9 protein-coding genes are annotated in these 13,028 nt (G+C 69.7%); 5 read left to right on the top strand and 4 right to left on the bottom strand.

All coding sequences use genetic code 11. From position 1 onward, the window contains the following. The first annotated feature begins 148 nt into the window (after positions 1-148). On the top strand, positions 149-1,243 hold the full coding sequence (locus tag ACZ41I_RS08535) for a M4 family metallopeptidase (RefSeq protein ID WP_468513573.1): 1,095 nt from the start codon (positions 149-151) through the stop codon (positions 1,241-1,243). A gap of 76 nt (positions 1,244-1,319) precedes the next feature. On the opposite strand, the gene ACZ41I_RS08530 is transcribed toward ACZ41I_RS08535, so the two are convergent. Beyond that, positions 1,320-2,360 carry a vWA domain-containing protein gene (locus tag ACZ41I_RS08530; protein WP_468325282.1) on the bottom strand — a complete coding sequence of 347 codons (1,041 nt, stop codon included), beginning with the start codon at positions 2,358-2,360 and terminating at the stop codon, positions 1,320-1,322. A gap of 210 nt (positions 2,361-2,570) precedes the next feature. Next, positions 2,571-3,173: a helix-turn-helix domain-containing protein gene (locus ACZ41I_RS08525; RefSeq protein ID WP_399776025.1), complete on the bottom strand. Its 603-nt coding sequence runs from the start codon at positions 3,171-3,173 to the stop codon at positions 2,571-2,573. 98 nt (positions 3,174-3,271) lie between these two features. On the opposite strand from ACZ41I_RS08525, the gene ACZ41I_RS08520 reads away from it, so the two are divergent. The 3 genes from ACZ41I_RS08520 to ACZ41I_RS08510 all read left to right on the top strand — a co-directional run bounded on the left by ACZ41I_RS08520 (position 3,272) and on the right by ACZ41I_RS08510 (position 10,061). Then, a complete protein-coding gene (locus ACZ41I_RS08520) occupies positions 3,272-4,663 on the top strand; it encodes an MFS transporter (protein WP_399775876.1) in 1,392 nt (463 codons plus the stop codon). Positions 4,664-4,903: 240 nt separating this feature from the next. Further along, positions 4,904-5,131 (top strand): trypco2 family protein, encoded by a 228-nt coding sequence (locus tag ACZ41I_RS08515; RefSeq protein ID WP_399775878.1) that lies wholly within the window; start codon positions 4,904-4,906, stop codon positions 5,129-5,131. Positions 5,132-5,138: 7 nt separating this feature from the next. Next, positions 5,139-10,061, top strand: a complete 4,923-nt coding sequence (locus ACZ41I_RS08510; protein ID WP_468513572.1) for a trypsin-like peptidase domain-containing protein — start codon at positions 5,139-5,141, stop codon at positions 10,059-10,061. 102 nt (positions 10,062-10,163) lie between these two features. Here the strand turns inward: ACZ41I_RS08510 and ACZ41I_RS08505 are convergent, their stop codons facing one another. Next, positions 10,164-10,727, bottom strand: a complete 564-nt coding sequence (locus tag ACZ41I_RS08505; protein WP_399775882.1) for a hypothetical protein — start codon at positions 10,725-10,727, stop codon at positions 10,164-10,166. A 447-nt stretch (positions 10,728-11,174) separates the two neighbouring features. Between ACZ41I_RS08505 and ACZ41I_RS08500 the strand changes: the two genes are divergently transcribed. After that, positions 11,175-12,368, top strand: coding sequence for a hypothetical protein (locus tag ACZ41I_RS08500; protein WP_399775886.1), 1,194 nt, complete (start codon positions 11,175-11,177; stop codon positions 12,366-12,368). A 487-nt stretch (positions 12,369-12,855) separates the two neighbouring features. On the opposite strand, the gene ACZ41I_RS08495 is transcribed toward ACZ41I_RS08500, so the two are convergent. Beyond that, positions 12,856-12,981: a hypothetical protein gene (locus ACZ41I_RS08495; protein WP_468513571.1), complete on the bottom strand. Its 126-nt coding sequence runs from the start codon at positions 12,979-12,981 to the stop codon at positions 12,856-12,858. Between the last annotated feature and the right edge of the window lie 47 nt (positions 12,982-13,028).

Genomic DNA, 13,028 nt, shown 5'->3' with positions numbered 1-13,028 from the left:
TGCCGGCCTGCGCGTCCCGCGCGGGCTACGAATGCGCCCGCCGCCTCGACCCCGCCCTGAACTCCGAAGAACGTAGTTTCTCCTCCGTTCTCAGTAACCTCTGCTTCACTCAGTGTCAGAACGGAAATTTCTTGTGACATATGCCTGTATGAGCCACAAGCACACGTTGACCCACTGCACGATCGTCCCGCCGCACATGCTCGAGCATCTTGCGCGGGCGGCGGAGACGCACCCAGAGCTTGCCGCGTTCGCCCGCAGCACGTTGGAACACGATGCCTCCGTGCGTACCAAGCGCCGCTTGACCGCCGTCATCGGGGCGCCGGAGGCCCTCGCGCGCGGCGTCGGCGCAGACCGGCCGCAGCGCACCATCGATGCCGCGCATCACAAGCAGATCCTGCCTGGTACACAGGTGCGTGCCGAGGGCGGTCAGGAGAGCGACGACGCCGCGGTCAATCAGGCCTACGACGGTCTGGGTAACACCTTCAACCTCTACCTGAAGGCGTACGGCAGGAACTCCATCGACGGCAGAGGACTGCCACTGGTCGCCACGGTGCACTACGGCGAGATGTACGAGAACGCCTTCTGGAATGGCGAGCAGATGGTCTTCGGGGACGGGGACGGCACGATCTTCCTCGACTTCACCAGCTGCATCGACGTCATCGGCCACGAACTGACGCACGGCGTCACGCAGTACACGGCGAACCTGAACTACTACGGGCAGTCCGGAGCGCTCAACGAGTCCCTGTCGGACGTCTTCGGCACCATCATCAAGCAGTGGGTGCTCGGCCAGACCGTCGAGCAGGCCGACTGGATGATCGGCGCAGAGCTGCTCGGCCCGACCGTCGGCGGCTACAACGACTCTCCAAGAGGCCTGCGCTCCATGAAGGACCCCGGCACGGCCTACGACGACCCGCGGCTCGGCGGCAAGGATCCGCAGCCCGCCTCGATGAACGGCTACGTCAGGACTTCCGCCGACAACGGCGGCGTGCACATCAACTCCGGCATCCCCAACCGCGCCTTCTACCTGACCGCCAAAGCCATCGGCGGCAACGCCTGGGAGAAGGCCGGGCAGATCTGGTACGACACGCTCACCGGCGGTGAACTGGCGCCGGACGCGCAGTTCGCGGACTTCGCCAGGCTCACCGTCGCCGCCGCCAAGTCCCGCTACGGCGACCAGGAAGAGGCCAAAGCCGTCCTCGACGCCTGGTCCCAGGTCGGCGTGCCGACCAATGGAAGTGCCTGATCACCCGTCATGGCCCGCGAGCCGCTCGCCGCGGGCCAGAACAGTTTTCACAGGGACCTACGGGGCTCACAAGGCGTCAGAGCATGAGCAGTAGCCGTGTGTTCGGGGTGAGTTTCCGGTTCACGCTGGTGCTCTGCACGAAGATCGTGAAGTCGTCGTTGTGGTCCGGCTTGACGCGGACTTCCACGTCCGGCAGGCCGAGTAGAGCTCTGGCCTCCGGTCCCGTGTACACCCGGTCCGTCTTCTTCTCAAGCACCGCAATCTGCTTCCGCGCCTGAATCTTCTCCGACTTGCTCAGCTGGTAGAACGCGGCACCGGTGCGGTAGGTGTGCCCGCATTCGATGACCCAGTCCCGGATCCCGGCGTCACGAGTCACCGGGATCAGCTGGTACTCCGACGAGTCCACCGGGGTGAGACCGGCCGCCTTGATGGTGTCCTTGTTGACTGCCTCAGCACCCGTGGAGAACACCGCCCGCGATCCCCGGATGCCCCGGGTCCGGCCCACCATGAATTTCTCGGTGGCCTGCTGGATGACCTGCCCGGCCTCCTCCAGCCCCTGTGTGCTCGTGGCGTCCCAGATGGCGATGTTGTCCTTCGGGAAACCGCACTGCATGGCCTCGCGCTTGCCCATCTGGTCCGGCACAAGCACGGCCAGCGTCCAGTTGTCCTGCTGTGTCTCGATCATCTCGGACACCGCCTCGACCAGTTCACGCGGTTCCCTGGCCGGGGCATCCGGGCAGCGATGACTGGCGTTCTCCTGCCCGTCGGTGAGCACGAACGTCAGGAAACTGTGGTCACCGTACAGCTGAGCTGTCAGCGCCAGCTCCCGCTGTGACTTCAGTGCGGCCGCCAGCAGAGCCGTCATTCCACCGACCCGATAGAGCTGCTTCAACGACGGCATCCGCAGCACGTCCTTGTCGTAAATGACGCACTCCACCTTGTCGGCGAAGACGTACACCGTGACGCGGGTTTCCTGGTCCAGTTCCCTCGACCGGCGGGCAAGGTAGGCAATCTGCTGGTCTGCGACCTCGACGACCTTGCCGCTCAGGTGCGACATGGACGAACTGGCATCCAGCACAAGGGCAACGTGGTTGATGTAGTTCTGGCTTCCGGACATGACAGCTCCCCCTCTTCCGACTCGATGCTCCTACCGTCTCACGCACCACTGACAATCGATCTTGGCTGCAGAGCGTGGACCGTGGCGTGCCGGACCGCGGCGCGTCGGCGACCGGTGTCCGCAAGGCCAAGGGAAGCGGGCGGGTCTACGGCCGGGTTCGGCTCGGGGTATCGGGTTGAGGTGCCGCAGGGGCTGGGCTGGGCTGGGAGATCACGGTGGCGGGGCAGTGGCCGAGGACGATGGTCTGGTGCGGACAACGGCTTGGTCGCCTCGTGGTCCGAACAGGTGCAGGATCTCCACCGGGCGTGTGTCGGCCGGGCCGAACCAGTGCGGCTGTCTGGTGTCGAACTCGGCGACTTCGCCGGGACGCAGAGTGCATTCGCTGTCCCCGAGAACGAGGCGTAGCTCGCCGGCCAGGACGTAGAGCCACTCGTAGCCCTCGTGGGTCACCAGTTTCGGCTCGCGGGGCGCCAGTACGTGCTTGAAGACCTGCACGCGGCCCGGGTACTGCGTCAGCGGCACGAGGACGCTGCCCTGACCTTTGTGCAGGGGCGTGAGATGCACCCGGGGGTCGCCCGTGGCCGGTGCATCCACCAGTTGGTCGAGTGCGACGCGGTGCGCACGCGCCAGCGGGATGAGCAGGTCCAGGGTCGGGCGCCGCTTGCCCGACTCGAGACGGGACAGCGTGCTCACCGAGAGCCCGGTGGAGTCCGCGAGCGCCTCCAGAGTCAGTCCGCGGTCCCTGCGCAGCGTGCGCAGCCGCGGCCCGATGGCATCGAGTATCCGCTGCAGTTCTGTGTCCACACGGTTCAGTGTGCGATCTTTTGCGGTCTTCGCAAAGACGCTCGGTGGTGGTCGTCGTCCTGCACGAGCCTGGTCAGGCATTGCTCCCTGAGGTGAAGAGGCAGGCCATGACCGCCACAACGACTCCTTTTGTGCAACCCGTTCTGAGCGCGCGCAGACGCTGGACCGTGCTGGCCGTCTGCTGCCTGAGCATGTTTGTGGTGGGCCTGGACACCACCATCGTCAACGTGGGTCTGCCCGCCATCGGACGTGGCCTGGGCGTCGGGACGCGAAGTCTTGAGTGGACCGTGGACGCCTACACCATTGTCATGGCGGGTCTGCTGATCTCCTCCGGTGCACTGGCGGACCGGTTCGGGCGCCGACGGGTGTTCCAGTCGGGGTTGGTCCTGTTCGGTGCGGCCTCGCTGGTCTGCGCGGCGGCCGGCTCGGTGGGCGCGCTCGTCGCGGCTCGTGCGGTGCAGGGGATGGGCGCGTCGATGCTCAGCCCGGTGGCTCTGGCGATCGTGGTGAACACGATGCCCGATCCGCGGGAGCGAGCGCAGGCGATCGGTGTGTGGGCGTCCGTTTTCGGACTCAGTATGGCCGTTGGTCCGGTCACGGGCGGTGCTCTCGTCGCGGCGCTCGGCTGGCGGTCCCTGTTCTGGATCAACGCTCCGGTCATCGTGGCCGCCCTGGTTCTCAGTGCGGTGTTCGTGCCCGAATCCCGAGGGCCGCGGGCGCGGCGGATCGACGCTCCGGGGCAGGCTCTCCTCACCGTAGCCATCGCTGTCTGGATCGGTGTCCTCATCGAAGGGCCGCGCATGGGCTGGACGAGCCCGGCGGCACTGACCGCCTACGGCTTCGCCGCGGTGGTGACGGTCGGATTCGTATGGGTGGAGCGGGGTCGGCACGAGCCACTGATGGACCTGCGACTGTTCCGCAGCCCTGTCTTCGGCGGTGCGGTCCTGGGTGCCGTTGCGGTCTTCGTCGCGCTGAACGCGACGCTGCTGCTGAACACTCTCTATCTCCAGCACACCCGGGGCTTCACGCCCCTGGCCGCCGGGGCGGCCACCCTGCCCATGGCCATCGGAGCGGCCCTGTGTGCACCGTGGTCCGGTCATCTGGTCGGCCGTATCGGACCGCGGCTGCCCCTGTCCCTGGCCGGCGGCTTCATCACGGCCGGCGGACTGTGCCTGGTGGGACTGGGCAGGCACACGGGCCTGTCCCTGCTGCTGATGGCGTACCTGCTGATCGGCATCGGGTTCGGCTTCGCCAATGCGCCGATCACCAACACCGCGGTCAGCGGGCTGCCTCCCGCGCGGGCGGCCGTGGCAGGAGCGATTACGTCCACCGCACGACAGATCGGCTCCGCACTCGGCATCGCCCTCGCCGGAGGCCTGGTGGCGCACAGCACCCCTTCCGACCTGGCCCAGGCCTCCCGCCCGGGCTGGATCCTGGTCGCCACCTGCGGACTCCTGCTGCTCTTCATGGCCCACGTCGCGCGGCGCGACCGTCGATGACGGCGAGGACGCCAGGTGAGAGGCGAGGTACTCGCTCGTGCTCTCCTTCTCGGCGGCGATCGCCCTGGGAAGAGTGGCTGGAGGCATCCCGCGAACAACTGCGATTGTGCCGCCGTCGCACAACCGTCATTCTCGCCGGAGGCCTTCGAGGGCTGGGCCCGGCACCACCAGCCGTGATTATCACTGAGTGTTAGCATATGGACACGGGTTGGACGAAGTGGCGCAGGGGGAGTGCCGGAGGTGGTCGAGCTGTCCGAGGGGAACCGTCAGTTGCGTGCCGAGCCGGTCACGGCGATGGCAGAGGGGGAGGGGGAGGACCTCCGGTTCGCGCCGGGACCAGTGGAGACGGAACTGCCCGTGAGCGTGCAGCGGGATGCCGCTGCGCACGGCAAAGTGATGTACCGCGTCCTGGAGGCCGGCGCGGAGGCCGAGGTGCTTTCCGGCCTGAGCGATGCCGAGGAGCGCTGACACGCCGATGGCGGACCTGCGGGGGGACCGGGTAGCCGAAGTCGTCGCCGCTTGTGCCGACGGCAGCCGGTCGCGGGGGTCTGGATATCTCGCGGCGACCGGCTTGGTGCTCACGGCCGCTCACGTGGTGAGGGACGCGGCCACGATCACCGTCCGCTTCAACCCGGACCGGTCCGACGAGTGGAGCGCTGAGGCACGGGTGGGCTGGTTCGGCCCTGACCGGACGGATGTCGCCCTACTGGAACTCGATCCTGGGGCGGACTCCTTCTCCCGGCAGGTGGAACCGGTGCGTTTCGGCGCACCAGGAGACGACAACGCCGTACTGACCTGCAGCGCGCTGGGCTTCCCTCTGTTCAAGATGCGCCGACGTCCTGACGGATCGCTCGCACGCGACGCCTGTCACGCGTGGGGCCACCTTCCCGTGCTGTCCAACCTTCGCAGCGACACCTTGGAGTTCAGGGTTCCGCCCCCCGAAGGCACCGCGCAGGGATCGCCTTGGGAGGGCATGTCGGGGGCGGCCGTGTGGGCCGAGGGGCGCGTCATCGGCATCGTCACGGAACACCACCGTACGGAGGGACCCGGCACCCTCACCGTCAGCCGCGCCGACCGCTGGACCGGAACGTCCGACGGCCCCGGCGCCGAACTGCTGCGGCGGGCCGGGCTCGACACCCCTCCGGAGATGGTTGGTCCCTCGGCCGGTGACGTCCGGGTGGCCGAGGGTTACCAGGCGCAGGCCCGCTCCATCGCACCTCCAGAACTGCTCGGCCGGGAAAGCGAGTTGGAGGCAGTACTGCGATTCTGTGCCGGCCCGCCCGGCTACCAGTGGTGGCAGGCGCCGCCCTGGCACGGCAAGACCGCGTTCACCGCCTGGCTGGCCGCGCATCCCCCCGCCGGGGTGGCCGTAGCCGCCTTCTTCGTGACGCGGCGCGATGCGACTCAGTGCGACAGCGATGCCTTCGCCCAGGCAATGGCCGCCCAACTGGCCGCGCTGGCGGGTGAGTCCATGGTGCACGCAGCCGCACCCGGCGTGCACATACGAGAGTGGCTCCGATTGCTTGAAGCCGCGGCCGAGCGGCAACGGCGGCGGGGGCGCCTGCTGGTGATCGTAGACGGTCTGGACGAGGACCTGTCGCAGGCCGCATCCCCGCCTCGGCCCAGCATCGCGGCGCTGTTGCCTCGCCGCCTTCCGGACGGCGTGTCCGTCCTCGTCACCAGCCGCCCACTGCCGGGGCCGGCCGCGGATCTTCCGGGTGACCACCCATTGCGGGACTGCGAGCCGCTCGTGCTCACTGCCTCACCGAACGCCACTCGGCTGCGCTACGAGGCGGAGTACGAGCTCAAGGGGCTGCTTGCCGAGGACTCGGCGGAGCGGCAGGTGATCGGACTGCTCGCCGCGGCGAGAGAGGGGCTGAGCCGTGACGAACTGGGCGCGCTGACCGGCATGCCGGCCCGCCGCCTCGACGAACTGATCGGCGGTACTCTGGGCCGCAGTCTGACCGAGCGCACATTTCCCGTATTCCTCGACGACGGCGACCAGTTCCGTACCGCGCTGGTCTTCGCGCACGACACCTTGCTGACCACCGCACTGCGGCTGCTCGATGCCGAACTGCCCACGTTCCAGGAGCGCATCCATCGCTGGGCCGACACCTTCAAGGAGCGGGGCTGGCCGGCAGACACCCCGCACTTCCTGCTCAGTGGTTACGGACGCATGGTCGTGACGGCGGCGGACCCGGAACACATCGCGCGGGTGGTCGCCGACCCGGTACGGCAGGACCGGATGGCGCGCCGGCTGCTCGGTGTCGGCCCCGCACTGGCGGAACTGCGGATGGCCCGGGGCACGGTCGCACAGGACGACTCGGAGGACGGGCTACGGTCCGCCGTCCTGTTGGCCGCGGCACACGCCCGGGTGACGGTGCGTCATGCGGCCGACGTGGAGGACGGCGAGCTGGCCCTGCTGCGGGCCCGGCTCGGGCAGACCGACCGGGCGCAGGCACTCGCCGAGGCGATACCGGAAGACGGCGCCAGGTGCTTCGCCCTCATCCGCCTGGCCGACCTGCTCGCCGAGTCCGAACCACGCCGCGCACTCGTCCTGGCGGAGAAGGCAGCGGAGCTCGTGCGCGCCGCACCCCCTTCCTCGTACCGATCGGTGCCCGCCCTCGCCGCGGTACGCGCAGGCGGCGTCCTGATGCGACTGGGCAGCCCGGAGGGCAAACCGGTCGTGCACGCTGCGCTCGGCATGGTGGCCGCGGAACACGCCGCCGCGCGGGAGCCGACCGAAGGCACCGAGGGCTCCCCGAGATTTGAGCGCTTACGAAACTCCGAGCGCTCCCCGTGGACGGATCAGGTGGTCGTCTTGGCAGCCGAGTCCTTCGGCGCGGCCGGCGACGTCGACGGCGTACGCGCCCTCTGGTCCGCCGACGGCCCCCGGGGCGGTCGCCGGACGATCCTGCTGCGCGCCCTCACCGCCCTCGCGCGGCATGGCCACCGCCTGGCACTGGACCGGCCGCCGGACGCCGCATCGCACGATGCGGACGATGCGCCGCAGGTGCCCGACTGGCCGTCCGCCGCACGCGCCGCCTGGCCCGCCGCCCTTGCCGCCGCGGGCGCCGGCAAGGAGGCCTGGCACGCCGTGGACACGGTTCCGCCGGAAGACCGGGACATGGTCCTCGGTGGGCTGAGCGAGGCCTTCGGCGAGGCCGGGGACCTTGGACAGGCCCTGCGCGCCGCGCGCGCCGTCGCGGGACCCGAGGCCCGACGGCGTGCGCTGCTGGACCTGGCCGTGCGGGCGCCGGACGCCCGGGAGGGACTGCGCCTGATCGAGGAGGCGTGCCCGCACGGCCACGACACTGCCGCGCCCCCTGCCGACTGGCCGTGCGGCGGGGCGTGCGGGGCTCTGCGCCTGCGGGCGTTGGGCACCCTGGACCGGTGGGAAGAGGCGCTCGCCGTGGCCGCGCTCCCGTACCCCGCGCCGTTCCGCCGGGAGGCGCGCCGTCAGGCGCTCACCGTGCTGGCCCTGCGCGGCGACTGGCAGCAGGCTCTGGACCTGCTGGCACGCTACCGGGCCGAGGACAAGCCGGAAGGCTGGATCGGCGCCGCGGTCTCGATGGTGTACGCGGGCTCCCATGCCGGTCGTCCGGAGGCCGCGGAGCTGGCGCAGGAGTTGCTGGCCGCGCCACCGGAGCCGTTGAGCAGCAATGAACTGGCGCGACTCGAATCACTGGCTCTCCCCGTGCTCGCCCGAGACGGTCGCTGGCAGGCGCTGGCGGCCTACTGCTCCTCCTGGGCGGAACCGCTGCGGCCCCTGGTCCTGAACGGCATCGGTGCCGGAATCGCCGAGGGCGTCGCCGAGCTGCTGGCCCGACAGTCGGCGCGGAGGACGGAGGCACTCGATGCGCTCGGCCCCGTCTTCGGAACCGACGCATGGTGCTCTGCCCTGGCGCCGGCCTGCGCCGGGCAGGGCCAGTGGCGTACGGCGGCGTCGATGGCCAGAAGCATCGAGGAACCCCTCGCCCGGCGCACGGCACTGACCCGGGTGGCCGAGACTCTCGTCGAACGTGAACCCCGGTACGCCGCCCACCTGGCGGACGAGGCCGAGCGCACGCCGCCGATCGCTCGCCCCGGCCGGTACGGGGCCGGCGCCGGTACGGAGCGAGCCCTGATCGACTTCGCCGAAGCACTGGTCCCCAGCCGCCCGGAAGACGCGGTACGCGCGGCACACGCCGCCCAGTCCCTCGCGAGCACGGAAGAGACGCTGGGGCGCTGCGCGGTGGTGCTGGCCCGCGCCGGTGACGGCGCCGCCGCCGAGGACTTGCTGAACCAGCTCGACGACCGTCGATGGCGGTGCCGGACTCTGGTGGCGCTGACCGGCGCCGCTGTGGCGGCAGGGCGGCAGGACGAGGCCCGTCGCCTCACGACGGCCGTACTCGCATCAGCGGACACGGCCGCGGTTCCCGAGTGCGTCGCCCTCGTCGCGGCGGCAGGCCTCCACGGTCCCGACGCGGCCGACGAGCTACGGCAGCAGGCCGTGGGATGGGCCGCCACGCGGCTCCGCGCGCAGGACTCGGTGGAGTCCCTCACCGCGGTACTGGGACACTGCCCGGCCACCGACCGGACAACGGTCTCGGCGGCGGTCCGCGCCCTGGCCGAGGCGCTGGACTCGGGCCACCTGACACCTGCCGGTGTGCTCCCGCTCGCCACAAGTGCCGCGCTGTCCCTGGAACGCCTCGATCAGGAGGCGGCCGCCCGCTTCGCCACCATGGCGCTGGAGGCGGCGGCAGCCCTTGACCCGGTGCGGCCCGGTGAGGCCCCGGCATCCGCCGTCGCCGACGCCACCGCCTTGTTGTGCCGCGTCGGCGATCTGTCGAGCGCGCTGACAGAGCCCGAGTCCCGGATTGCGCACGGCTCCACAGATGTTTTGCCGGTGCTGCTCGCCGGAGCCGCCGCGGGAACGGTCGACGCCGTCCCTGACCGGGCGGCGGCTCACGCCCGTGCGGCAGCCGACCTGTTGCGTGATTACCGAGGCCCTCTTGGGGCTCATCCGGCTCTGTCGTTCCAGAACTTCATCCTCACGGAGCCCGTCCTCGACAGCCTGACCGTGACCGCGAGGGCACTCGCCGCACTGGACGACCGACCGGCCGCTCGCGCCCTGCTGGACCAGGTGCCCGGCCCCTGGCAGCGCGACGCCGCATGGGTGCGGCTCGCGCGCGGCCTGGCGGCCGACGCCGGCCGGCCCGACGCGCAGCCCTTGGTCCAGGAGGCCGCCGAGTGGGCGCTGCGACAGGCGCTGGCCGGCGAGCGGTGGACGGAGGCACTGCCCTTGGTGGCGGCCCGCCGTCCCCAGGCGGTCGCGGAGGCCTTCGCGCTGATGGCGGGACAGCGACGAAATGCCACGTCGACGAAGACGCCGGGAAGGCCGGGCGCAGTTGCTTGATCCTGTTCAGGCGCGCCCGGGCACCCTGCTGCGGCGCGAGGGCGCTGAAAGCCGGCGTACCGTGCCGTCACCCTCGGATGCCGACCGTCACCCCTGGACGGTTCACGCTGTGGGGCCGTCTTCCTGGTCCAGAAGTGTTCCGTCGGGCGCGTAGACGAAGACGTGCAACATCCAGCCGGCTTGAGCATTGTGGACGGCGAAGGTGTTCCAGTGCGACTCGTTGTCGTGAGCGAGGAGACCTGTTGACAGCTGCCCGCTGAAGCCGGTGTTCGTGTCGCTCTGCCCGGCCTTTCCTGGATAGTAGGAGGACCACTTGATGACGCACTCCTGGCCTCGTAACCCCGAGAAGTCGACGTCGACCTCGAAGTCCGAGTAGGCAGCGTTCCCGGAGTCCCTCCCACGGAACAGGATCCGGGTGATGTGCGCGGACACGCTCGGGGACGAGGATACGTCGTCCTCTGGTGCCGTCGTCTCGGCGCTCATGGTCTCCGTCACCGTGGACGTCGGCGCCGGGTCCGGAGTGTCCGGACTGCAACCGTGCACCTGATAAAGCAGCCCGGAGACCACGGATACCGCGATCGAGCCGAGCACATACCGCCATGCCCCGTCCCCGTGGGAGCCCCCGCTGTTGGCGGACTGACCGTTCTGCTGCGCCCCGTCTGTCATCAAGTCCCCCCGTTTTGATGACACTTCAGCTCCGTACGTGGTTCCAGGCTAACTCAGGGGAGGGGAAGGATTCTCGGGGTCGGAGAAGCACCCTGATGGTGGTCATGACCGGCGGCAGACCGGACGCCTCACTGAGGAAGCCGCGCATACTGGCGACTGCACCGGCGCTCGACGGAGCACATAACGCCGAGGCGACCGCCCACGCCTTCGAGCCGGTGATCCGTCGCCCCTGGCTGACCCCTGGGACGGCACGTCACCTCGGTGGGGGACAACCGTGCCGGCCATGCGGCGGTCACGAACGTCTTGTTTGTGGCCGACCGTCCACTATGTGGCTGATCGGAACTGCTGTACAAGTGAAGGCTGTGCAACATCCGGTCGGCCCGTGCCCGGGGGCACACAGCGGTCTGCCGAACCGTCCTCGCTTCGTCGATCGTTTCAGGGGGCATCATGCGCATACGTTTACGTGCCTGGATTCTGGCGGGCGCGGGCCTGCTCGCCGTGGGCGCCGGTCCGGCGCACGCGGCTGACACGTCGTCGGCCGAGTCGGCGGCGGGGTCCGTGCAGTACACCGTGCAGGACCTCGGCACTCTGGGCGGTACCCGCAGCAAGGCGACCGCCATCGACGGCAACACGGTCGTCGGGAGCTCACTGACGAGAGGCGACGCCGCCGAACACGCCTTCGCATACGACCTGCGCAGACACACCATGACCGATCTCGGCACACTGGGGGACTCCAGCCGGGCGACCGGTGTGCAGGGGAATTACGTCGTCGGGGAGTCAGACCTCTCCACCGACGGCCCGGCTCATGGATTCGCCTACAACCTACGGACACGCCGGCTCGTCGACATCGGCACTCTCGGCGGCAGCAGCACCGACATCACCGGCCTCAACGGTGACACCGTGGTGGGGACGTCGTCGCTGTCCGGCGACGTGGTCACCCACGCGTTCGCGTACAGCCTCCGCACCCGGACCATGACCGATCTCGGCAGCCTTGCCGGCCCGTCGGGCGACAGCACCGCGGCGGCCGTCAGCGGTGCGATCGTCGTGGGCAACTCCTCCCTGCCGAACACGCCTGCCACCACAACGCACGGGTTCGCGTACAACCTGCGCACCCGGACGATGACCGATCTCGGCACCCTCGGTGGTAGCTCCAGTACAGCCAACGACATCAGCGGCTCAACCGTGGTCGGTCAGTCCCGAACGGCCGGCAACGGCTTGACCGGATACGCCTACGACCTCCGCACCGGCATCCACACGGACCTGGGATCCCACTTCCTGACCGCGCAGCTGATCAGCGGGAGCACTGTGGTCGGCGGCGACGGCTTGCTCTCCAGCTCGTTCGACCTCATGACCCACACTAGTGCCATGATCGGCTCCGGGCGTGGTGTCACCGAGGTCAAGCAGATCACCGGGAACGTCGTGGTCGGTGACAACTTCGCCCCCAACTCCTTCGCCTTCGTCGCCCGCGTCGACAACGGCGACTTCACCTACCTGGCCTCTCTCGGCGGCCTCAACTCCTCCGCAGCGCAGGTCAACCGCCACGGCATCGTCGCAGGCAGCGCAGCACTTCCGCCTGCCGACCCGTCCACCGCCAACGGCCCTTTCCATGCCGCCGTCTGGGTGCCGCACACGGTGGCGTGAGGGAGCGAAGCGGCGCGGGTGAAGGCGTGCGGCTGCGGTAGACCTTCTGTGCGGACCTGGTGGCCGAGCCGCCGTCGGAGTTTCGGTGGGCGGCGAGGTAGTCGCCGATGCGCAGCAGCAACTCGCGGTGCTGCGGGGGTGCGACCCGGTCCGCCACCCGCACCGTGCGCTCACGCGGCGCGGTGGATGGCGCCCGGCCGGCTTTTGCAGTGGGCGTGCCGCGCACCGCCCGAGATGGCGTTGGTGCGCGTTTCTGATCACGGTCATGGTCAGCCCAGCCGACCTGCACGACGCAGCGGCCGCGAAGGAAGTCCTTTTCCGCGTGACCAGGCGCCTCGCACGGAAAGGGGCCACTCCCAGCCGGCCGGGGAAACCAGCGTCGGCCGACACCTGCCGGCGCCGCTCCTCGCCTCCAACGGTGACCTCGCCCGTGTGCTTCCGCACTGGCGTGCCAAAGCAGCCGAAGCCACTACGGATCGCCGGATCCTCAGCCGTTTCGTTGGTCGACTTCGACCAGTCCGCCGAACTCTTCGGCCGCTACTACCCCGAGCGCCTTGAGCAGATGCGTGTAGCCGCGGCCGTTGGTCACTCGCAGCCTTGAAGCGTAGGACACGCACTTACCCCGTGGCCGCCGTGTGCGTCGGGCTGCCTCATGGGGCG

It is taken from the genome of Streptomyces sp. NPDC030799 (genome assembly GCF_055572255.1).
Note: the sequence above shows the minus strand (reverse complement) of the source record. Positions and strands in the feature narration are given on the sequence as shown.

Bases quoted from the DNA above. Each gene is read 5' to 3' on its own strand.
- ACZ41I_RS08535 (WP_468513573.1), top strand. From the start codon at position 149: ATGAGCCACAAGCACACGTTGACCCACTGCACGATCGTCCCGCCGCAC.
- ACZ41I_RS08530 (WP_468325282.1), bottom strand. From the start codon at position 2,360: ATGTCCGGAAGCCAGAACTACATCAACCACGTTGCCCTTGTGCTGGAT.
- ACZ41I_RS08500 (WP_399775886.1), top strand. From the start codon at position 11,175: ATGCGCATACGTTTACGTGCCTGGATTCTGGCGGGCGCGGGCCTGCTC.
- ACZ41I_RS08510 (WP_468513572.1), top strand. From the start codon at position 5,139: ATGGCGGACCTGCGGGGGGACCGGGTAGCCGAAGTCGTCGCCGCTTGT.
- ACZ41I_RS08520 (WP_399775876.1), top strand. From the start codon at position 3,272: ATGACCGCCACAACGACTCCTTTTGTGCAACCCGTTCTGAGCGCGCGC.
- ACZ41I_RS08505 (WP_399775882.1), bottom strand. From the start codon at position 10,727: ATGACAGACGGGGCGCAGCAGAACGGTCAGTCCGCCAACAGCGGGGGC.